Origin of the sequence: Campylobacter concisus (assembly GCF_902460715.1) — a bacterium.
Lineage (GTDB): Bacteria > Campylobacterota > Campylobacteria > Campylobacterales > Campylobacteraceae > Campylobacter_A > Campylobacter_A concisus_AK.
On the sequence record NZ_CABPUX010000001.1, the window covers coordinates 901308 to 921609 of the forward strand.

Genomic DNA, 20302 nt, shown 5'->3' on the forward strand with positions numbered 1-20302 from the left:
TTTTCTAAATTTATAAGATACTAAAAACAAAGTGAGATTTTAAACGCAAAACAAATTTTAATCATTTAAAAGATATAATCTCGCCTAAAATTCAAACTAAATAATAGATAAATTTAAGGTAAAAAATGTTTATAGATAGCGTGAAATTAACCCTAAGCTCAGGGCATGGCGGAGCTGGTGCAGTAAGCTTTCGCCGCGAAAAGCACGTCATTTTAGGCGGCCCAGACGGCGGTGATGGCGGTGACGGCGGAGATGTATATTTTGTCTGCGACAATAACACCCACACACTGGCAAACTACAAGGGCAAAAAGGCGATGAGAGCAAGCGACGGCGAGGCTGGCATGGGCAAAAGAATGACTGGCAAAAAGGGCGAGAGCCTAGAGCTCATCGTGCCACCAGGAACGGCGGTCTATGACGCACAGACAAACGAGCTGCTTTGCGACATGGTAGAGGAGGGGCAAAGGACGCTATTTTTAAAAGGTGGCAAGGGTGGACTTGGAAATTTTCACTTTAAAAACTCTATCAACCAAGCTCCAGAATACGCTCAAAAGGGCATGCCAGAAGAGAGCGTAGAGGTCAGGCTCGAGCTAAAGCTGATAGCTGACGTGGGCCTTGTTGGCTTTCCAAATGTCGGTAAATCAACCCTCATCTCAGCCGTCTCAAACGCCAAGCCACAGATCGCAAACTACGAATTTACCACGCTTACGCCAAAGCTTGGACTTGTCGAGGTCGATGAGTTTAGCGGCTTTGTCATGGCTGATATCCCTGGCATCATCGAGGGAGCGAGTGATGGACGCGGCCTTGGCGTGCAGTTTCTAAAGCACATCGAGAGAAATAAAATTTTGCTTTTCATGATAGATAGTGCAAACTACAGAAGCATGAGCGAGCAGTTTAGCGTGCTAAAAGAGGAGGTCGCTAAATTTTCAAGCGTACTTGCTAGCAGGGACTATGCTATCGCTATTACAAGAGTCGATGCGGCAGAAAATTTAGATGAAAATATAAAAGAATTTATGAAAAGCATAAATTTAGAGCCAAATCAAGTTGGTAAATTTATCTATAAGCAAGACCTATACAGCTTTGACGCGAAAAAACCATATTTTGTTTTACCAATCTCATCAGCGACAAACGAGAACATCGACGAGCTTAAATTTGCACTGCTTGAGCTACTTAAAAAAGAGCTTTGAGTTGCGATTTTTTGGCACTTTGAACTTAGAAATTTAAGAAGATAAAATGAAGAAAATTTTTTGCATTATGCTATTTTGCCTTGGTGCATATAGCTGTGATCCAGCGGACCCGGCATATATGTTTTTAGATTTTAATGATATAGATCGCGACGGCATGCTAAATTTAGATGAATGGACGGCGTGCAAGGCGCCACCTGAGCTAAAAATAGCGCCAGATCTATGCACTAGTGATGAATTTAAAAGGCTGGATATTGATCGTAGTGGTAAAGTTAGCGTTAATGAGCTAAGAAATTTAGTATTGCAAAAGATTAGCTGGCAGAAAGATCCATGCGCCTCTTGGCCGCCAAGCAGTCAAAATGCAGATCAAAATAAAAGTCGTTGAAATTTAAAGGAAAGTGATGAATGTAGTTTTTATGGGGACACCTGATTATGCTGTTAGGATACTTAGGCACCTAAAAGAGGCTGGCTTTAATATAAAAGCGGTCTTTACTCAGCCTGATAAGCCAGTTGGCAGAAAGCAAATTTTAACCCCAAGCGAGGTTAAAATTTACGCGCAAAATGAGCTAGTAGGCGTGCCAGTCTTTACACCAAATACGCTAAAAGATGAGGCAGTGGTTGTCGAGCTAAAGGCACTTGAGCCTAAATTTATCGTAGTGGCAGCTTATGGCAAAATTTTGCCTAAGAGCGTGCTTGACGTGGCGACTTGTATAAATTTACACGCTTCGATCTTGCCAAAATATAGAGGTGCTAGCCCCATTCAAAGCGCGATCCTAGCAGGCGAGAAGCAAACTGGCGTCACAGCCATGCTAATGGATGCTGGGCTTGATACTGGCGATATGCTAGACTTCATCTACACGCCTTGCGAAAATAAGATGTCAAGCGAGCTTTTTAGTGAGCTAGGCGAGCTAGGCGGTGAGCTAATCGTAAAAGTGCTTAAAAATTTTGAAAATTTAAAGCCACAAAAGCAAGATGAGAGCAAAGCCACGCACTGCAAAAAGATAAGCAAGAGCGACGGGCTTTTTAGCTTCGATGAAGAGGCGGGGCAAATTTATAATAAATTTCGTGCGCTCACACCTTGGCCAGGGATTTATTTAGCTAGCGGACTAAAAATTTTATCGCTTGAGTTAAGTGAAAAAAGTGGCAAAAGCGGAGAAATTTTAAGCATAGAAAAGGACCACGTTGTGGTTGCTTGCAAGGGTGGGGCGGTTAAAATTTACGAGCTTCAAGAGCCAAGTAAAAAGCCAACAAACGCAAAAGCATATATAAATGGTAAGCGCCTTAGCGTTGGCGATGAATTAAAATAAATTTAAAGGAGCGGTTATGAAAAATGCGCTAAGTATAGCAGGGGTTGATCCAAGTGGCGGAGCTGGAGTTTTAGCTGATATAAAGGTCTTTATAGCACACGGCGTATATGCGATGGGAGCGATCACAGCGGTCACTGCTCAAAATACAAAGGGCATCTTTGGCATGCAGTTAGTTGAGCCAAAGCTCATCGAGGATCAGATAAAAGCGATATTTGATGATATAAGAGTTGATGTGATAAAAATAGGCGTTGTCCCAAGCGTTGAGATCATCAAAAGCGTCGCAAAAACGCTAAGAGAGATCAAAAATTTACCACCAGTCGTGCTTGATCCTGTTATGAGCTGTAAAAATGGCGACATCTGGCTAGAGGGCGCTGCAAAAGACGCGATCGTAGAGGAGCTTTTCCCGCTTGCAAGTGTGATCACACCAAATATCTTTGAAGCGCGCGAAATTTTAAAGCGTGAGCTAAAGGGCGAGAGCGAGCTAAAAGAGGCTTGCAAGGAGCTTTTGAAATTTGGCACAAAGAGCGTCTATCTAAAGTGTGGCGAGATAGAAGGCAAGTCGCTTGATATATTTTATGATGGCAAGGAATATGAAATTTTTAGCGACGAGCGCATAAAAACGACTGCGACACATGGCTCAGGCTGCTCGCTATCAAGCGCGATCGCTTCAAATTTAGCAAACGGGCTTAGTCTAAAAGAGAGCGTGAAAAACGCGCATGATTATATCTTTAACGCTATCAAAAACGCGGTCATCATCGGCGGCGGACAAAATCCAGTAAATCACTTCTATAAATTTAAGGTGTGATTTGCAAGTAGAGTTTTTTCAAAGTCTGCCTTCGACGCAGGAATTTTTGATAGAAGCCCTAAAAAACGGCGAGATAAAGCCACCGCACATGGTCGTGGCGTACAATCAAACAAAAGGGGTCGGCAGCCGCGGCAACAGCTGGGAGGGGCTTGGCGGAAATTTGTTTATGTCATTTTGCATAAGCGAAGATGAGCTGCCAAGCGACATACCTCCGCCCTCGATCTCGATATATTTTTCTATGCTGATGCGTGAAGTCTTGAGCGAACTTGGCTCAAAGTGCTGGCTGAAATGGCCAAATGATTTTTACGTGGACGAGCGTAAAATAGGCGGCACTTTGACAAATAAAGTGGATGAAATTTACATCTGCGGCATGGGGATAAATTTAGCTAGCGCGCCCGAAAACGCGAGCATTTTGGATATAAAAGCTAGCGTAGATGAGCTAGTTTGGGGCTTTGTTAGCATGCTTGATAAAAAGATTTTATGGAAGCCAATTTTTAGCAAATTTAGGATAGACTTTTGCAAGTCAAAAAGTTTTATTACGCATATTGCAAATAGAGCTGTTTCGCTTCAGGATGCTGAAATTTGCGAGGATGGAGCGATATTATTAAACGGGGAAAAGGTATATTCTTTAAGATGAGCGAGATAATAACAATAGCTAACCAAAAAGGCGGCGTTGGCAAGACCACAACGGCCGTAAATTTAGCCGCATCACTGGCGGTTGCTGAGAAAAAAGTATTATTAATAGACATCGATCCACAGGCAAACGCGACGACCGGACTTGGTTTTAGCAGAAGCGACTACGAGTTTAACATCTATCATGTCTTAACAGATAGGAAAAAGCTCTCACAAATCGTGCTAAAAACTGAGATCCCAACGCTTTTTCTAGCTCCGTCAAACATCGGACTTGTCGGCATCGAGCAAGAATTTAACGATCAAAGCAAAGACTATAAACTAATCCTTAAAAACAAAATTTCAGAAGTTGTAGATGACTATGATTTTATCATCATCGATAGTCCTCCAGCACTTGGCAGCATCACGATAAATGCTCTTAGTGCAAGCGATAGTGTGATCATCCCGATCCAGTGCGAATTTTACGCACTTGAGGGCTTGGCACAGATCCTAAACACAGTCAAGATCATCAAAAAAACGATAAATCCAAAGCTAAATATAAAGGGCTTTTTACCGACTATGTTTAGCTCGCAAAATAATCTCTCAAAAGAGACTATTGCAAATTTAAAGCAGCATTTTGAAAATAAGCTCTTTAAGAGCAAGGACGGCAAAGAGGAATTTGTAGTAGTCCCAAGAAATGTAAAACTTGCTGAAAGCCCAAGTTTTGGTAAGCCGGTGATACTTTATGATATAAAATCACCAGGCTCGATCGCATATCAAAATTTGGCATATTGTATTTTAAACTAAAAAATAAGGAAAAAAATGGCGAAAAAAGGTGGATTAGGGCGCGGACTTAGCGCGATACTTGAAGATGTAGAGCAGGCCTACAGCAAAGAGATCGCAAATTTAAACGACTCTGAGATAGTCGAAGAGATAAATATAGATGAAATTTTACCAAACCCTTACCAACCAAGAACGCATTTTGACGAAGAGGCTTTAAAAGAGCTAAGTGCCAGCATCAAGAGGCACGGACTAATACAACCAATAATCGTCATCAAAAAAGATGACGGCTACATGCTAATAGCTGGTGAGCGTAGATACCGCGCTACAAAGATGCTTGGAGCAAGCAAAATAAAGGCGATAATTGCTGATATCAAGTCTCAAAATTTAAGAGAGCTTGCGCTTATAGAAAACATACAACGTGAAAATTTAAATCCAATCGAACTTGCAAAGTCATATAAAGAGCTCATAAACGAGTATAAGATCACACAAGACGGCTTAGCAAATATCATCCACAAGAGCAGAACTCAGATAACAAATACAATGAGACTTTTGCTACTTAGCGACTACACGCAAAGACTTTTGCAAGAAGATAAGCTCACGCAAGGCCACGCTAAAGTCATCGTAGGGCTTAGCAGCGAAGAAGAAAGAATGGTTGTTGATACGATCATCGGCCAAAAACTAAGTGTTAGAGATACAGAAATTTTAGTAAAAAAGATAAAAAATAAAGAAGAAGTAAAAGAGCCAAAGCCTCAGATTTCAGAGGAAATGAGCAAAAAATTATCAAATTTACAAGAAATTTTTAAAAATTTAAAGATAAAGACGAAGGTAAAATCTAAAAATTTAATATTAGAATTTAGCGACATTTCACAGGTGGAAGAATTTATCGCTAAGCTAAAATAGAATTACAAATTTATTTTTATTTTTAGTATTTTATTGTAAAATCAGACTTTGATTTGAATATTAAATAAAACTTAATAACAAAATAAGGAGAGTGGATGTTAGAAATAGATGTGCCATTGATGCTTTTAACGGCTATCGTTCTCTTTGTCTTGATCGCCATTTTAAATCCTTTGCTATACAAGCCAATGCTTAAATTTATAGACGACAGAAATGCCTCTATAAAAAATGACGAAGAGAGTACTAGCAAAAATGCAAGCGACTTAAGCGTTCATGAAAAAGAGATCGAAGAGATCATACAAAATGCAAGATCTGAGGCTAACAAAATAAGACAAGAGGCCTTAAATTTGGCAAAAGAAGAGTCTTTAAAAGAGATAAATGCGGTAAAAAGTAGTTTAGAGGCTGATTATAATGAGTTTTTAAACGCTTTAAGCTCTCAAAAAGATAGCCTAAAGGCAGATCTATCAGCTAAACTACCTGAGCTTAGAGCAGCTTTAAACGCTAAGCTCTCTAAAATTTAAAGGAAATTTATGAAGATAAAAATTTTATTTTTTCTAGCACTTCCATTTCTAGCATACGCTAGCGAGCATGGTGGAACAAACTACGACATAGTCGAGAGAACGCTAAACTTCTTACTTTTCTTTGCTATTTTGGTCTATTTTGCTGCTAAGCCACTAAAAGCTCTTTATCAAAGTAGGATAGATAGGATCGCAAATAAGCTTGAGAGTATCCAAGAGAAGCTTCGTGAGTCAAAAGCTAAAAAAGATGACGTTTTAAAGCGTGTAGAAGAGGCTAAGCAAAATGCAAATGCTCTAATCGAAACCGCGAAAAAAGAGGCTGTAAATTTAGCTGCTAAAGTTAAAAAAGAGGCTCAAAACGATATCGCAAATATCGAAAAAGGTTACAAAGAGCAAAAAGAATTTGAAGAGCGCAAGATGACAAAAGGCGTTGTAAATGAAATTTTGAGCGACATTTTCTCAAGCGATAGCCTAAAAGTCGATCAAAAAGAGCTTGTAAATATCATACTTAAAAAGGTTAGCTAATGAATGAAGTAGTAGCTAAAAAATACGTAAAGGCGATCTTAAGCGACGTAAAGTCCAATGAGCTTAATGCATTTGTTGAAAATTTATCAGAGCTAGCTGCTGCTTTTGCTAGCGATAAATTTAAAAGCATTATAAGTTTGCCGACATTAAAGGCTTCACAAAAGGTTGAATTTGTACTATCTTTGGTTAAAAATCAAGATGTTAAATTTGCAAATTTTATAAAGCTTCTTGGTGCAAACAAAAGGCTAGAGCTTATACCTGCGATACTAGACGAGATGAAGATAGAGCAATCTCTGCTTGAAAATACATATCGCGGTGAGGTTGTTGGAAATTTTGATCTAAGCGTTGAGCAGCTAAAAGCTTTGGAAGAGAATTTCTCAAAGAAATTTAACTCTAAGATCAAGCTTGATGGCTCAAAGAGCGATTACAACGGTGTAAAAGTTGAGTTAGACGATTTATGTGTCGAGGTAAATTTCTCTATCGACAGACTAAAAAGTCAAATGAGTGAATATATATTAAAAGCAATTTAAAAAGGAGTGAAAGCGTGAGTGCAAAAATTAAAGCTGACGAAATTAGCACGATAATCAAAGAGCGTATTGAAAATTTTGATTTAAGTGTTGATGTAGAAGAGACCGGTAAAGTCATCTCAGTCGCTGATGGCGTTGCTAACGTTTATGGTTTGAAAAACGTTATGGCTGGTGAGATGGTTGAGTTTGAAAGCGGCGAAAAGGGTATGGCTCTTAACCTTGAAGAGAGTAGTGTTGGTATAGTTATCCTTGGAAAAACTAGCGGTATCACAGAAGGAAGCTCTGTAAAAAGACTTAAAAAACTTCTACGTGTGCCAGTTGGTGACGCATTGATCGGCCGTGTTGTAAATTCACTCGGTGAGCCAATCGACGCAAAAGGACCAATCGAAGCTACTGAATCTCGCTTCGTCGAAGAAAAAGCAAAAGGTATCATGGCTAGAAAAAGCGTTCATGAGCCACTTCAAACAGGTATCAAAGCTATCGACGCACTTGTGCCAATCGGTAGAGGTCAAAGAGAGCTAATTATTGGTGATCGCCAAACTGGTAAAACAACAGTTGCGATCGATACTATCATCAACCAAAAAGGTCAAGATGTTATTTGTATCTATGTAGCTATTGGTCAAAAACAATCAACAGTTGCTCAAGTCGTTAAAAAACTTGAAGAATACGGCGCTATGGACTATACAATAGTTGTAAATGCTGGTGCTAGCGACGCAGCTGCGCTTCAATACCTTGCTCCATATGCTGGCGTAACAATGGGTGAATACTTTAGAGATAACTCTCGCCATGCCTTAATCATCTATGATGACTTGTCAAAACACGCGGTTGCTTACCGTGAGATGTCTTTGATCTTAAGAAGACCACCAGGCCGTGAAGCTTACCCAGGTGACGTTTTCTACCTTCACTCAAGACTTCTTGAAAGAGCAAGTAAGCTAAATGACGCACTAGGTGCGGGATCATTAACAGCTCTACCTATTATCGAGACACAAGCGGGCGACGTTTCAGCTTATATTCCAACAAACGTTATTTCTATTACAGATGGTCAAATTTTCCTTGAGAGCGACCTATTTAACTCAGGTATCCGCCCAGCGATCAACGTTGGTCTTTCTGTTTCTCGTGTTGGTGGTGCAGCTCAGATCAAAGCTATCAAACAAGTTTCTGGTACGCTAAGACTAGACCTTGCTCAGTACCGCGAACTACAAGCATTTGCTCAGTTTGCAAGTGACCTTGACGAGAGCTCAAGAAAACAACTAGAGCGCGGTCAAAAGATGGTTGAAGTGCTAAAACAACCTCCATATTCTCCGCTTCCAGTTGAGAACCAAGTAGTTATCATATTTGCTGGCGCTAAGGGTTATTTAGATGACGTTGCAACTGCAAATGTAACAAAATTTGAAGCTGAGCTATATCCATATATCGAGGCAAAATACCCTGAAATTTTTGAGCAAATCAGAACTAAAAAGGTTCTTGATAAAGAAGTAGAAGAAATTTTACACAAAGCGTTGAAAGATTTTAAAGCGACTTTTGCCGCTAACTAGGGCTAAGATATGTCAAATTTAAAAGATATAAAACGAAAGATCAAGAGCGTCCAGAACACTCAAAAGACGACGCGTGCGATGAAGCTTGTTTCAACAGCAAAGCTTCGCAAAGCTGAAGAGGCTGCACGCTACTCAAGAGTTTATGCGCTTAAGATCAATGAGGTTTTATCAGAGATAGCTTATAAGATCAATCAATACGCTTCAGTTATGACCGAGAGTAAATTCTTTAACACAACGAAGAGTGTAGAAAAGGTTGATATTATATTTGTGACAGCTGATAAAGGACTTTGCGGTGGCTTTAACGTCCAGACCATAAAGACAGTTAGACGCATGATCGATGAGCTAAAAGCCAAAAAGATCAAAGTTAGACTAAGAGCTGTTGGTAAAAAAGGCATAGAATTTTTCAATTTCCAAGGCGTTGAACTACTTGAGACTTACGTCGGAGCTAGCTCTTCTCCTACATATGAAAAAGCTCAAAAGATTATAAAAGATGCCATTGATGACTTTACAAATGGTGTAACAGATAAGATTGTGCTAATACACAATGGCTATAAAAATATGATTTCTCAAGAGATTAGAGTAAATGATATTGTGCCTATTGAGCCGTCTAAGATAGTTGCGGTAGAGACAAATTCTTTGATGGAATTTGAGCCAGAAGACAACTATACTAAGATTATGGATGAATTGCTCAATAAATATTTTGAGTATAGTATGTATTATGCTTTGGTTGATTCTTTGGCGGCTGAGCACAGCGCTAGAATGCAAGCTATGGATAATGCAACAAACAATGCTAAAGAGCGCGTAAAACAGTTAAATCTTGCTTACAATAAAGCAAGACAAGAGTCTATTACCACTGAGCTTATAGAGATCATCAGTGGTGTTGAATCAATGAAATAAAAGGAGTATGAATGAAGGGTGTTATTAGTCAAGTTATGGGCCCTGTGGTCGATGTTGACTTTAATGACTACTTGCCGAAGATCAATGAAGCTATCGAAGTTTTCTTTGAGGTTGAGGGCAAGAAACATAAACTAATATTAGAAGTTGCTGCTCACCTAGGTGATAATAGAGTTAGAACGATCGCTATGGATATGAGTGAGGGTCTGACTCGTGGCTTAGAGGCTAAAGCGCTTGGTACACCTATTAGTGTTCCAGTTGGCGAAAAAGTTTTGGGTAGAATTTTTAACGTAGTTGGCGATTTGATCGACGAGGGTGAGGGTATAAATTTCGATAAGCACTGGTCTATCCACCGTGATCCTCCTCCATTTGAAGAGCAAAGTACAAAGAGTGAAATTTTTGAAACTGGTATCAAGGTAGTTGATCTTCTAGCTCCTTATGCGAAGGGTGGTAAAGTTGGTCTATTTGGTGGTGCTGGTGTTGGTAAAACGGTTATTATTATGGAGCTTATCCATAACGTTGCGTTTAAACACAGCGGTTACTCTGTATTTGCAGGCGTTGGTGAGAGAACTCGTGAAGGAAATGACCTTTATCACGAAATGAAAGAAAGTAACGTTTTGGATAAAGTTGCCTTGTGCTATGGCCAAATGAACGAGCCACCAGGAGCAAGAAACCGTATCGCACTAACTGGTCTTACAATGGCTGAGTACTTCCGTGATGAGATGGGACTTGATGTTTTGATGTTTATCGATAACATCTTCCGTTTCTCTCAATCAGGCGCAGAGATGTCAGCTCTACTTGGACGTATCCCATCAGCTGTTGGTTATCAGCCAACTCTTGCAAGTGAAATGGGTAAATTCCAAGAGAGGATCACATCAACTAAAAAAGGCTCAATCACGTCAGTTCAAGCTGTTTATGTTCCAGCTGACGACCTTACAGACCCAGCTCCTGCGACTGTTTTTGCTCACCTTGATGCCACGACAGTTCTTAACAGATCGATTGCAGAAAAAGGTATCTATCCGGCTGTTGATCCGCTTGATTCAACTTCAAGGATGCTCGATCCTCAAATTTTAGGAGCAGATCACTATAAAGTGGCTCGCGGCGTTCAAGCTGTGCTTCAAAAATACAAAGACCTTCAAGATATCATCGCTATCCTTGGTATGGACGAGCTTAGCGAAGAAGATAAGCTAACTGTTGATAGAGCAAGAAAGATAGAGAGATTTTTATCTCAACCATTCTTCGTTGCTGAAGTATTTACAGGTAGCCCTGGTAAATATGTAAGTCTTGATGAAAATATCGCTGGCTTTAAGGGAATTTTAGAAGGTAAATATGATCATCTACCAGAAGCAGCATTTTATATGGTCGGAAATATAGATGAGGCTTTAGCTAAAGCTGAGAAACTTAAGGCTTAAATTTAAAAAGGAAGCGTAATGGATAAATTACATTTAGAGATCGTAACTCCTCAAGGTCAGATATTTAATGATGACGTGAGTAGTGTAGTGCTTCCAGGTAGCGAGGGTGAGTTTGGTGTTTTGCCAAACCACGCCTCATTAATATCTCTTTTAAAAGCAGGTATTATAGATATAGAAGATAAGCATAAAAAGCATGATGTAGTTGCTATTAACTGGGGCTATGCAAAGATCGACGAAGGCAAGGTAGTTATACTAGCTGACGGTGCGGTCTATGTCTCTGGCAATAGCGAAAGTGAGCTTGCAAATTCATTAGAAGCTGCTAGAAATTTGATAGAGAGTATGAGCAGTGATACAAATGCTTTTGCAGCAACTATATCAAAAATGGAAAATGTAGTGAGAGCAAGATAAGTGGGCGGAATAGATATATTTTTAAATTACATTCAAAGAAGTAGTTTTATTACAATTATAGTTTTAACTTGGTTGTCAATATATTTTATAGTTAGTTTTACAATTCTTTTTTCAAGAATGGCTGGCATAGGGGCTTGGCAAAAACGCGAGCAAAATGCGCTTGAAGCATTGCTTATGGGTGCTAAAAATATACCAAATGACTCATCTTTAAAGAAATGTGCAAGTGGTAGAATTTCGAAAGAAAAGCTAAATGTTTGCATAAGCATTGCCGAAAAGAATGCTACAAGTGGGCTTACATGGCTTAGTGTAATAGCTTCTACTTCTCCATTTATCGGTCTTTTTGGAACAGTTGTATCTATCTTGGAGACATTTTCGCAGCTAGGAAATGGTGCAGGTTCATCTCTTGGAGTTATAGCCCCAGCTATCTCTGAAGCACTTGTCGCTACTGGATGCGGAATTTTTGTTGCCATCCCAGCATATACATTTAACTTGCTTATAAAAAGAAAAGCTTACGAATTAATGAGCGTTATCGAGCGTCAAGCTGACGTTATGATAGCACTTAAAAAAGATGACGAGACGTTATAGATGGCTCTTAAATTTGACGACGAAACACCAGAGTTAAACATAACGCCTCTTGTTGATATCATGCTTGTTTTGTTGGCTATTTTAATGGTTACAATGCCAACTATAACATATCAAGAAGATATAACATTGCCAGATGGCTCAAAGGCAAAAACATCTACGTCTAAACAAAAAGATCTTATAGTGTCTATAAATGCACAAGGACAAGTTAGAATAGATCAAAGTACGATGAGCCTTGCAGAACTTCCAGATAACATTGCACTAATGAGTGCAAAATACGACAAAACCTCGCCTATATACATAAAGGCTGATAAAAATTTAAAATACGATGATGTTATGTTTGTATTAAAGACTTTAAAAGGTGCTGGTTTTAATAAAGTAGCTTTAGAGACAAACGGTTAAGATGCCTAATAAAGTTAAATTTCCAACGCTAAGTTCATTTTTTGTAGCGTTAAGTATTTACATTGCTATTGTTCTTGTTTTGTTTATAAAGCTTACATTTTTTACAGAGCCAGCCAAAAAATATACTGACGACAAAGACGCTATCATGGATATCGTTATGGTTGATCGCGAGATCGATCAAACGATAAAAGCTCCAAAACAAGCAAAAGAGGTCGTAAAAGAGACAAAGCCAGAGCCCAAAAAAGAGTCTGAAGAAGACAAACAAGAGACTACGAATAAGCCAGTTGTGCCAGATGAGCCGCTGCCAACTCCAAGCTTACCAACTCCTCCAAAGGACGAGCCTAAGCCAGAACCCAAACCTGAACCAAAGCCTGAAATTTTAAAGCCAAGTGAAGAGCCTAAAGAGGAGGTCAAGCTAGAGCCAAAACCTGAGCCTAAACCTACGCCAAAGCCAGTTGAAAAGCCAAAACCAAAAGAGCCAAATATAAAAGATCTCTTTAGTGATATAGACTCGACTAAACTTAAAAAAGATGATGGTATAAAAAAGGCTGAAAATAAAGTGCAAAGCCGCAAAAAAAGCGAGGCTTCTAGCTCAAAAGCTGCAAAAGAGGCTAGCGATATTATAAAGAGCCTAAAAATAGATCAAAATCCAACCGCACCAAAATCGCAAATGACTGGCACTTATGATCCATTAAAGGGAGCCATAACAAAGCAAATTCAAAGAAGATGGCAAAGCTATAGAGCTGACTCTGCAAATATAGCTAAGGTGAAATTCATGATAGATCAAAGTGGAAATTTCAGCTATGAAATTTTAGAGCTATCATATAATGAAGAGTTTAATGCAAAGGTTAGAGAGTGTCTGGAAAAGCTTACTACAGAGAAATTTCCATTTAATCCAGACAAAAGTACTACTTTTGATTTAGATTTAGAAGATAGAATAGACAAAAAATTATAAATTTACGGAGTAGAGATGAAGAAAATTTTTCTTTTTTTATGCGTTGCTCTAGGGCTTTATGCTGCTGATGCGACCATATCTGTTGTAAACCAAGGTGTTGCTTTGCCAAAGATAGCTTTGCAAGATGCAACTACGGCTGTTAGTGATGCAGGCTTTAAAGATAAATTCTTTAAGATCATGCTAGGTGACTTGAAAGTTAGCTCAGACTTTGAGGTTATCGAAGATCACGTGCCTTCAACCTATGAGGGAACAGCAGCTACAAATACAATGAGCGACAAAGGTGTTGAGCTTATCTTTAGATATGCTCTTGAAGGCTCTATGGGCTCACCTCTTACTTTGAGAGTAAAACTCATCGATGCAAAAACTGCAACTACAAGGTATGAGAGAGTCTATAATATGCCAGATGGCGCAAAGTATCCGTTTTTGGCACACAAAAGTATAGTTGAGCTAACAAATGAGCTAAATTTACCACCAGTTGGCTGGATGGAGAAATTTATCATCCTAGCAAAATACACTTCGGCTCGCCAAAGCTCTATTATAGTGGCTGATTACACACTTACATATCAAAAGACAATAGTAAGTGGCGGTCTAAATATCTTCCCTAAATGGGCAGGCGCTGATCAGAGTAAATTTTACTATACATCTTATGTAAATAACAGACCTACTTTGTTTAGATATGACCTAAATTCAGGCACAAAAACGAAGATAATAGATAGTATGGGTATGCTTATAGCATCTGATGTTAGTAAAGATGGAAGTAAAATTCTGTTAACTATGGCGCCAAAAGATCAGCCAGATATTTTCATTTATAATACAGGTAGCAAAAAATTAACTCAGATCACAAACTATCCAGGCATTGATGTAAATGGAAATTTCGTAGATAATGACAGCAGAATAGTTTTTGTCTCAGATAGACTTGGATATCCAAACATCTTTGCAACACCTGCAACTTCAGGCGGAAGCGTTGAGCAAATGGTATTTCATGGCAAAAATAACAACTCAGTAAGCACTTTTGAAAACTATGTAGTTTATTCAAGTAGAGAGGCTAGTGGTGGCTTTAATATCTATCTAATCTCAACTCAAACAGATTTTATTCGCCAGCTTACAGCAAATGGTAAAAATAACTATCCAAGATTTTCAAGTGATGGTCAAAGTGTTGTTTTTATCAAAGAACTTGGCGGTCAAAGCTCGCTTGGCGTTGTTAGATTAAATGAGAACAGAAGTTTCCAATTTCCACTAAAAGTAGGTAAAATTCAATCTATTGATTGGTAATATTCTGATAATATTTAAAAAAAATATGTTATAATTCGACCAAATTTTTCAAAAAGGATATGGAATGAAAAAAGTAGTTCTAGCAAGTGTTGCAGTTGCAACTTTATTGTTGAGCGGTTGTAGCTCTAAAAACCCTGAAGTTGATATGAATACAAATTCAAATCAATCTGCAGATAACTCAGGTAGCATGAGTGATGCTGATAGATTAGCAGCTCTTATTGCTAACATCGAGAGCCAAGTTAAAAGTGTATACTTTGACTTTGATAAATTTAATATCAAAGCTGACCAACAAGGTGTTGTTAGCTCAAATGCATCAGTATTTAACCAAGCTGACGCTCAAGCTCTTTCTATAAAAGTAGAAGGTAACTGCGACGAGTGGGGTACAGATGAGTATAACTATGCTCTTGGTCTAAAACGTGCTAAAAGTGCTAAAGACGCTCTTGTAAGAAATGGCGTTAGCGCTGATAGAATCGCTGTAGTAAGCTTTGGCGAAAGCAACCCAGTTTGTACAGACAAAACAAAAGCTTGCGACGCTCAAAACAGACGTGCAGATTTCAAAGTACTTCCTTAATCTGTAAGTAATAATGAATAAAAAAATAATCATTGCGGCTCTTCTTGGAGCCGCTTTCTCTATAAGTTCAGCTCAAGAAGTTTCAGCATTTGACGCAGGCAATATGGATAGCGCAAATCCATATGGACTAACAGATGATGAAAAGGCAACTCTAAGTAACAAAAGAAGCGTTCAAAATATCGAAGAAAACATGGATAATGTTTCAGAACAACTTCAAGGTTTGCAAAGCTTGATCGAGAGCATGAGTGCTAGGATGAACAAGCTTGAGCAAAGAATGAACGATATCGAAACCAAAGTCAATGGTGGTATAAGCGATTCTGGTGTAAGTTTGACATCATTAAAAGCTTATGTTGATGAGACTAGGGATATACAAGATAAAAACTATAAAAATATTACTGCTGCCTTAAATAAATTAGGCGCCATAATGGATAAAAATGCTGCTCAACCAAAGCAAAATGCAAATCCAAAACAACAAAATAAGCCAACTTCAAATTTTAGTGGCAAAAGCGACAAGGACATTTTAGCTGATGGCATTAAGCTTTTAAATTCTGGCAATAGCACAGAAGCAGCTGAATATTTTGAATACTTAAATAAAAAAGGCTATAAAACTGGTGCTTCAAATTATTATCTAGGCGAAGTTGCTTATAGTCAAAAATCTTACAGCACAGCCATACAATACTATAAAAAAAGTATACAAAGTGAAGATAAGGCTGACTACACTCCAAAACTTTTGTATCACACAGCTATAAGCTTTGATAAGATCGGTGATACTCAAAGTGCCAACAGGTTTTATAAGGCTTTAAAAGTAGGCTATCCAGATAGCAAAGAAGCCAAAGCCGCTCCTAACAGAAACTAAAATTTACTCTTTTTTAGATATAATCTCACATTAATCAAAACTAAATTCCAAGGAGATTATTGTGAGTAAAGATCAAGTTATAACAATGTTTTATGAGCTAAAAGACGCTAATAGTGGCGAAATTTTAGAGTCAAATATGCAAGAAGGTGGTCAAATTTCTTTTATTACAGGGCATGGCCACATTATAGAAAAGCTTGAAGAAGAAGTTAGCAAGCTAAAATCAGGCGACAAGGCTACTATAAATATCAAAGCTGCTGAGGGTTGTGGCGAATACAATAAAGATGCCATCCAGTCACTTCCAAAAGAGCAATTTGCTGGTATAGACCTACATGAAGGCATGGAGCTTTTTGGTCAAAATGAAGATGGCTCAAGCGTTCGCGTCATCGTTAAAGAGATCAAAGATGACGAAGTGACAGTTGATTTTAACCACCCATACGCTGGCAAAGATTTGCTATTTAATGTTGAAATTTTAGAAGTTAGAGACGCAACTGAAGATGAAAAAGCAACTGGCATGGTAGCAGGCGCTCACACTTGCGGTTGTGGCGGACACGATCATGATCACGAGCATGAGTGCTGCGGCGGCCACGGACATGGCGAAGGTGGTTGCGGTTGCGGCGGTCACGGACATCACCACCACTAAGAAGCCAAAATGAAAAAATTTGCTTTTATTTTTGCGGGTCAAGGCTCGCAAAGTGTTGACATGGGGAAAGATTTTTATGAAAATTTCTCTTTGGCAAAACTTCTATTAAATGACGCTTGCAACGACACAGGCATTGATTTTGAAGAGCTTTTATTTACGCAAAATGACAAGCTAGATAAGACAGAATTTACTCAGCCTGCCATCGTTTTAAACTCGCTTATGAGCTATCTAGCTTTTAGTGAGCGCATAAAAGCTAAGCCAGAGTTTAGCCTAGGTCACTCGCTAGGAGAATTTACAGCCCTTGCAGTTAGTGGTGCGTTTAGCTTTGTTGAAGCGATTAGACTTGTAAATTTACGTGGTAAATTTATGCAAGAGGCCTGCATTGGCAAAGATGCTGGCATGATGGTGGTGCTAGGTCTTAGCGACGAGGTCGTTGAAGAAATTTGCAAAAACGCACAGAATGAGAGCTTACAAATTTACGCTGCAAACTACAACTGCGATGGTCAGATAGTTGTAGCTGGCGTGAGGGCTGACCTTGCTAAATACGAGGCAAAATTTAAAGAGGCAGGTGCAAAAAGAGCGATGCTTTTAAATATGTCGGTAGCTAGCCACTGCCCGATACTTGAGCCAGCTAGCGTGAAACTAGCAAACGAGCTTGAGGGCGTTTTGGCTGAGAATTTCGCCCCAGTCGTTTCAAACGTAAATGCAAAAATTTACACTGATAAAAATGAAGCGTTAGTTCTTTTAAAAGAGCAGCTAACGCATCCAGTTCGCTACAAGCAAAGCATCAAAAACTACGAAAACGAGGTTGATTGCTTTATCGAGCTTGGCGCGGCGACACTTAAAGGCATAAACAAAAAGATCACGGAAAAACCGACATATAGCGTCACTGACATGGCGAGCCTTGAAGAGGTTGTGAAGATTTTGGAGGAGAGATGATAGCGATACTTGGAGCGATGCAAGAGGAGATAACGCCGATCCTTGAGATGGTTGGCGAGTATAAAACTACCGAATATGCAAATAATAAATTTTATGAGGCAAACTACAAAGGCAAAGACCTAGTCATCGCCTACTCGAAGATCGGCAAGGTAAATGCAGCGATCACTGCGACCTTGATGATAGAGAAATTTAAGGCTTCAAAGCTGCTTTTTACTGGCGTTGCTGGCTCACTTGATGAGAGCTTAAAGATAGGCGATATGCTATATGCCACTAGCCTTGTGCAGCACGATCTTGACATCACGGCGTTTGGTCATCCATACGGCTTTGTGCCAGGAACTAGCATATTTGTAAAAAGCGATGAGAGCCTAAATGAGCTAGCTAAAAATGTCGCTAGCAAAAAGGGCATGAGCTTAAATTCAGGTATCATCGCAACTGGTGATCAGTTCATCTGTGACAACGAGAAAAAAGAGTGGATCAAAAAGATATTTAACGCAAGTGCTACCGAGATGGAGGGTGCGAGCGTTGCGCTAGTTTGCGAGACGCTTGGCGTGCCTTTTTTCATCCTTAGAGCCATTAGCGACGGAGCTGGCAATGAGGCTGAATTTGACTTTGATAAATTCTTACAAGACTCAGCAAACGTCAGCGCTAAATTTATCCTAGAAATGGTGGAGAGCTTATGATAGAGCTTAGCAAGAGACTGCTTAGGCAAGTTGGCCAGACAAACGCTAGATACAAGATGATAGAGGGCGGAGATAAGATCTTGCTTGGCCTTAGCGGCGGCAAAGACAGCCTTGCACTCGCTCACGTGCTAAGGCACATCCAAAACGTCACACCTGAGAAATTTGAATTTAAGGCAGTGACGCTAAGCTACGGCATGGGCGAAGACTACGCGTATCTTACCAAGCACTGCAACGAGCATGGCATAGAGCACGAGGTGATAGATAGCTCGATATTTGAGATATCAAAGGAGAAGATCCGCAAAAATTCTAGCTTTTGCAGTTTTTTCTCGCGTATGAGAAGAGGGTATCTCTACACCTATGCGCTAAAGCACGGCTTTAACAAACTTGCGATCGCTCACCACTTGGATGACGCAGCAGAGAGCTTTTTTATGAATTTCACCTACAATGGCGCGCTAAGGACGCTTGCTCCAAAATATAGAGCAAAAAATGGCATCGTCGTGATCAGGCCATTTATCTTTGTGCGTGAGAGACAGCTTCGCGAAAATGCGATCAAAAATGAGCTAAGAGTTGTTGGCGATGAGGCGTGTCCTGCGATGAGATTTGACGTGAAGATGCCACACGCTAGATATGAGACTAAGCAGCTTCTAGCAAATTTAGAAAAAGAAAATCCAAAGCTTTTTACATCGCTTAAAGCAGCATTTGAAAACATCCACACAGATACATTTTTTGGTATCAACGAAGGCAGTGAAGAGTAAATTTAACTCTTCATTTATGCCCTTTAAAGCTAAATTTAAAACCAAATTTCTTACAACCACCCAAAAGTCACAACTCATTTTAAAGCTGGAACGCTCATTGCTTACTAAATATAAATTTGATAAGCAAGGATGAAAAATGAGCATTTTTAGTGTTAGCACGCAAAAGTATAGCTCAGTAGCGACTGAGGCAAAAGCAAGGAAACTTCAAAAAGAGCAGTCCGAAAGTGCCAAATTTCAAAACGCTCTTGCAAATAATGAAAAAACAAAAGACATTGCACAAAATTTACAAAGACTTGAGCTCACAAAAGATACACAGCAAAGCATTTATAGCGTGAAATTTAAAGATAAAAATGAGCTTGGCTATCAAAGCGACAATGCTGGCTTTATGGATGCTAGCTTTAATAAAGCAGCCGGCTTGCCGCAAGACTTTAAGCTTCACAAAAGCACGATAAAAGAGTTTCTAAACTTCGCAACAAAGCAAAATAACATAAATAGCGTCCTTTACAGCAACGCAAGTGGCAAGCTTTTTGACAATGACGTCTTTGAAAATATCGACATTGCAGACACGATAGGTCAGTATTACGCTATCTTTTCTCAGGTAATGGGCAAAAATTTAAACAAAGATAGCTTTACAGATGGCGACCTAGCAAATCTACCAAAAGGCTACATCTCACAAGGTATGAAAGGCATCGATTTTAACGCAGATTTGAGCGATAGGCCAAATATTGATTTTTTAAATAGTCGCAAAAACGAGGTCGTTACAAACATCTTTAGTAGCGAAGATGAAATGAAGCTCGCATCAAATTTAAGCGAAGATCTATCAAAACTAGGCATAAAAACGAACCTAAAAAAGCTAAATTTTGTAAATTTAGAGCAGGAAAACACTGGTGGCTTTAGCCCAGACCTCTCTTACTATCAAACGGAGTCTGGTTATAAAAAAGAGGCTTTGTTTATTAGCTTTTTAAAGTCAGAAAACCCTGCGATCCTAGAGGGCGGAGAGACTGCGCTAAAGCCTGAAGTCTTGCTAAATAACGCTTTCATCGCTGCCGAGACGAAGGATCACAGAAGCAAAAGCTTGAGCGATGTGGCTAGTCTTAAAAAGCTAGCAGAAGATAGAGAAAATTTTAAAAATTTAGTGCTTGAGCTACTAAAAAACAGCACCGTAAAGCCAAGCGAAGATAATATAAATTTAGCTTTTAACGAGCTAAGTCAAATTTATGCCCTAGGCAGGCAAAAGTAGCTAAATTTA

At 39.2% G+C, this 20302-nt stretch carries 25 protein-coding genes; all 25 read left to right on the forward strand.

Going from position 1 to position 20302, the window contains the following annotated elements:
• Positions 1-125 precede the first annotated feature (125 nt).
• The 25 genes from obgE to F3G91_RS04545 all read left to right on the forward strand — a co-directional run bounded on the left by obgE (position 126) and on the right by F3G91_RS04545 (position 20293).
• Positions 126-1184: a GTPase ObgE gene (gene obgE, locus F3G91_RS04425; protein WP_149700821.1), complete on the forward strand. Its 1059-nt coding sequence runs from the start codon at positions 126-128 to the stop codon at positions 1182-1184.
• Positions 1185-1230: 46 nt separating this feature from the next.
• Positions 1231-1566 carry an EF-hand domain-containing protein gene (locus F3G91_RS04430; protein WP_149700822.1) on the forward strand — a complete coding sequence of 112 codons (336 nt, stop codon included), beginning with the start codon at positions 1231-1233 and terminating at the stop codon, positions 1564-1566.
• A 16-nt stretch (positions 1567-1582) separates the two neighbouring features.
• Positions 1583-2488, forward strand: coding sequence for a methionyl-tRNA formyltransferase (gene fmt, locus F3G91_RS04435; RefSeq protein WP_149700823.1), 906 nt, complete (start codon positions 1583-1585; stop codon positions 2486-2488).
• Between the two features lie 16 nt (positions 2489-2504).
• Entirely contained in the window at positions 2505-3293 is a 789-nt protein-coding gene (gene thiD, locus F3G91_RS04440) for a bifunctional hydroxymethylpyrimidine kinase/phosphomethylpyrimidine kinase (protein ID WP_107937376.1), read from the forward strand.
• A 1-nt stretch (position 3294) separates the two neighbouring features.
• Positions 3295-3930, forward strand: coding sequence for a biotin--[acetyl-CoA-carboxylase] ligase (locus tag F3G91_RS04445; RefSeq protein WP_107937378.1), 636 nt, complete (start codon positions 3295-3297; stop codon positions 3928-3930).
• Positions 3927-4709 carry a ParA family protein gene (locus F3G91_RS04450; RefSeq protein ID WP_002939402.1) on the forward strand — a complete coding sequence of 261 codons (783 nt, stop codon included), beginning with the start codon at positions 3927-3929 and terminating at the stop codon, positions 4707-4709. The genes F3G91_RS04445 and F3G91_RS04450 overlap by 4 nt, the downstream gene beginning before the upstream one ends.
• A 15-nt stretch (positions 4710-4724) precedes the next feature.
• A complete protein-coding gene (locus tag F3G91_RS04455; protein ID WP_009294347.1) occupies positions 4725-5585 on the forward strand; it encodes a ParB/RepB/Spo0J family partition protein in 861 nt (286 codons plus the stop codon).
• Positions 5586-5680: 95 nt separating this feature from the next.
• Positions 5681-6103, forward strand: a complete 423-nt coding sequence (locus F3G91_RS04460) for a FoF1 ATP synthase subunit B' (RefSeq protein WP_009294346.1) — start codon at positions 5681-5683, stop codon at positions 6101-6103.
• A 9-nt stretch (positions 6104-6112) separates the two neighbouring features.
• Positions 6113-6625 (forward strand): F0F1 ATP synthase subunit B, encoded by a 513-nt coding sequence (locus F3G91_RS04465; protein WP_012001332.1) that lies wholly within the window; start codon positions 6113-6115, stop codon positions 6623-6625.
• Positions 6625-7155 carry a F0F1 ATP synthase subunit delta gene (locus tag F3G91_RS04470; RefSeq protein ID WP_149700824.1) on the forward strand — a complete coding sequence of 177 codons (531 nt, stop codon included), beginning with the start codon at positions 6625-6627 and terminating at the stop codon, positions 7153-7155. The genes F3G91_RS04465 and F3G91_RS04470 overlap by 1 nt, the downstream gene beginning before the upstream one ends.
• 14 nt (positions 7156-7169) lie before the next feature.
• The gene (gene atpA / locus F3G91_RS04475) at positions 7170-8687 is read left to right on the forward strand and encodes a F0F1 ATP synthase subunit alpha (protein WP_009294343.1); all 1518 of its coding nucleotides are present in this window, start codon (positions 7170-7172) and stop codon (positions 8685-8687) included.
• A 9-nt stretch (positions 8688-8696) separates the two neighbouring features.
• Positions 8697-9584 (forward strand): ATP synthase F1 subunit gamma, encoded by an 888-nt coding sequence (gene atpG / locus F3G91_RS04480; RefSeq protein ID WP_149700825.1) that lies wholly within the window; start codon positions 8697-8699, stop codon positions 9582-9584.
• Positions 9585-9595: 11 nt separating this feature from the next.
• Complete coding sequence (atpD, locus tag F3G91_RS04485; RefSeq protein WP_149700826.1) at positions 9596-10993, forward strand: F0F1 ATP synthase subunit beta; 1398 nt, start codon at positions 9596-9598, stop codon at positions 10991-10993.
• Between the two features lie 18 nt (positions 10994-11011).
• Positions 11012-11401, forward strand: a complete 390-nt coding sequence (gene atpC / locus F3G91_RS04490; RefSeq protein ID WP_002939398.1) for an ATP synthase F1 subunit epsilon — start codon at positions 11012-11014, stop codon at positions 11399-11401.
• Positions 11402-11986, forward strand: a complete 585-nt coding sequence (locus tag F3G91_RS04495) for a MotA/TolQ/ExbB proton channel family protein (protein WP_009294341.1) — start codon at positions 11402-11404, stop codon at positions 11984-11986.
• Positions 11987-12385, forward strand: coding sequence for a biopolymer transporter ExbD (locus tag F3G91_RS04500; protein WP_002939405.1), 399 nt, complete (start codon positions 11987-11989; stop codon positions 12383-12385).
• 1 nt (position 12386) lies between these two features.
• Complete coding sequence (locus tag F3G91_RS04505) at positions 12387-13340, forward strand: TonB C-terminal domain-containing protein (RefSeq protein ID WP_149700827.1); 954 nt, start codon at positions 12387-12389, stop codon at positions 13338-13340.
• Between the two features lie 15 nt (positions 13341-13355).
• Positions 13356-14612, forward strand: a complete 1257-nt coding sequence (gene tolB / locus F3G91_RS04510; RefSeq protein WP_103639374.1) for a Tol-Pal system protein TolB — start codon at positions 13356-13358, stop codon at positions 14610-14612.
• A gap of 64 nt (positions 14613-14676) precedes the next feature.
• A complete protein-coding gene (locus F3G91_RS04515; RefSeq protein ID WP_149700828.1) occupies positions 14677-15183 on the forward strand; it encodes an OmpA family protein in 507 nt (168 codons plus the stop codon).
• Positions 15184-15196: 13 nt separating this feature from the next.
• On the forward strand, positions 15197-16039 hold the full coding sequence (locus F3G91_RS04520) for a tetratricopeptide repeat protein (protein WP_009294338.1): 843 nt from the start codon (positions 15197-15199) through the stop codon (positions 16037-16039).
• Between the two features lie 55 nt (positions 16040-16094).
• The gene (locus F3G91_RS04525) at positions 16095-16679 is read left to right on the forward strand and encodes an FKBP-type peptidyl-prolyl cis-trans isomerase (protein ID WP_223227314.1); all 585 of its coding nucleotides are present in this window, start codon (positions 16095-16097) and stop codon (positions 16677-16679) included.
• 9 nt (positions 16680-16688) lie between these two features.
• Complete coding sequence (gene fabD, locus F3G91_RS04530) at positions 16689-17618, forward strand: ACP S-malonyltransferase (protein ID WP_149700829.1); 930 nt, start codon at positions 16689-16691, stop codon at positions 17616-17618.
• A complete protein-coding gene (locus F3G91_RS04535; protein WP_021093455.1) occupies positions 17615-18298 on the forward strand; it encodes a 5'-methylthioadenosine/adenosylhomocysteine nucleosidase in 684 nt (227 codons plus the stop codon). The genes fabD and F3G91_RS04535 overlap by 4 nt, the downstream gene beginning before the upstream one ends.
• Complete coding sequence (locus F3G91_RS04540; RefSeq protein WP_149700830.1) at positions 18295-19053, forward strand: tRNA 2-thiocytidine biosynthesis TtcA family protein; 759 nt, start codon at positions 18295-18297, stop codon at positions 19051-19053. Before F3G91_RS04535 ends, F3G91_RS04540 begins: the two co-directional genes overlap by 4 nt.
• A gap of 136 nt (positions 19054-19189) precedes the next feature.
• Entirely contained in the window at positions 19190-20293 is a 1104-nt protein-coding gene (locus F3G91_RS04545) for a Cj0814 family flagellar-dependent secreted protein (RefSeq protein ID WP_149700831.1), read from the forward strand.
• Positions 20294-20302 lie beyond the last annotated feature (9 nt).

What these genes read in the sequence shown, in the direction of transcription:
- obgE (WP_149700821.1), top strand. Translation starts at nt 126, where the DNA reads ATGTTTATAGATAGCGTGAAATTAACCCTAAGCTCAGGGCATGGCGGA.
- atpC (WP_002939398.1), top strand. Translation starts at nt 11,012, where the DNA reads ATGGATAAATTACATTTAGAGATCGTAACTCCTCAAGGTCAGATATTT.
- F3G91_RS04520 (WP_009294338.1), top strand. Translation starts at nt 15,197, where the DNA reads ATGAATAAAAAAATAATCATTGCGGCTCTTCTTGGAGCCGCTTTCTCT.
- F3G91_RS04470 (WP_149700824.1), top strand. Translation starts at nt 6,625, where the DNA reads ATGAATGAAGTAGTAGCTAAAAAATACGTAAAGGCGATCTTAAGCGAC.
- F3G91_RS04545 (WP_149700831.1), top strand. Translation starts at nt 19,190, where the DNA reads ATGAGCATTTTTAGTGTTAGCACGCAAAAGTATAGCTCAGTAGCGACT.
- F3G91_RS04455 (WP_009294347.1), top strand. Translation starts at nt 4,725, where the DNA reads ATGGCGAAAAAAGGTGGATTAGGGCGCGGACTTAGCGCGATACTTGAA.
- F3G91_RS04500 (WP_002939405.1), top strand. Translation starts at nt 11,987, where the DNA reads ATGGCTCTTAAATTTGACGACGAAACACCAGAGTTAAACATAACGCCT.
- F3G91_RS04515 (WP_149700828.1), top strand. Translation starts at nt 14,677, where the DNA reads ATGAAAAAAGTAGTTCTAGCAAGTGTTGCAGTTGCAACTTTATTGTTG.
- F3G91_RS04505 (WP_149700827.1), top strand. Translation starts at nt 12,387, where the DNA reads ATGCCTAATAAAGTTAAATTTCCAACGCTAAGTTCATTTTTTGTAGCG.
- tolB (WP_103639374.1), top strand. Translation starts at nt 13,356, where the DNA reads ATGAAGAAAATTTTTCTTTTTTTATGCGTTGCTCTAGGGCTTTATGCT.
- F3G91_RS04540 (WP_149700830.1), top strand. Translation starts at nt 18,295, where the DNA reads ATGATAGAGCTTAGCAAGAGACTGCTTAGGCAAGTTGGCCAGACAAAC.
- F3G91_RS04430 (WP_149700822.1), top strand. Translation starts at nt 1,231, where the DNA reads ATGAAGAAAATTTTTTGCATTATGCTATTTTGCCTTGGTGCATATAGC.
- fmt (WP_149700823.1), top strand. Translation starts at nt 1,583, where the DNA reads ATGAATGTAGTTTTTATGGGGACACCTGATTATGCTGTTAGGATACTT.
- F3G91_RS04535 (WP_021093455.1), top strand. Translation starts at nt 17,615, where the DNA reads ATGATAGCGATACTTGGAGCGATGCAAGAGGAGATAACGCCGATCCTT.
- F3G91_RS04465 (WP_012001332.1), top strand. Translation starts at nt 6,113, where the DNA reads ATGAAGATAAAAATTTTATTTTTTCTAGCACTTCCATTTCTAGCATAC.
- atpD (WP_149700826.1), top strand. Translation starts at nt 9,596, where the DNA reads ATGAAGGGTGTTATTAGTCAAGTTATGGGCCCTGTGGTCGATGTTGAC.
- F3G91_RS04450 (WP_002939402.1), top strand. Translation starts at nt 3,927, where the DNA reads ATGAGCGAGATAATAACAATAGCTAACCAAAAAGGCGGCGTTGGCAAG.
- F3G91_RS04460 (WP_009294346.1), top strand. Translation starts at nt 5,681, where the DNA reads ATGTTAGAAATAGATGTGCCATTGATGCTTTTAACGGCTATCGTTCTC.
- fabD (WP_149700829.1), top strand. Translation starts at nt 16,689, where the DNA reads ATGAAAAAATTTGCTTTTATTTTTGCGGGTCAAGGCTCGCAAAGTGTT.
- thiD (WP_107937376.1), top strand. Translation starts at nt 2,505, where the DNA reads ATGAAAAATGCGCTAAGTATAGCAGGGGTTGATCCAAGTGGCGGAGCT.
- atpG (WP_149700825.1), top strand. Translation starts at nt 8,697, where the DNA reads ATGTCAAATTTAAAAGATATAAAACGAAAGATCAAGAGCGTCCAGAAC.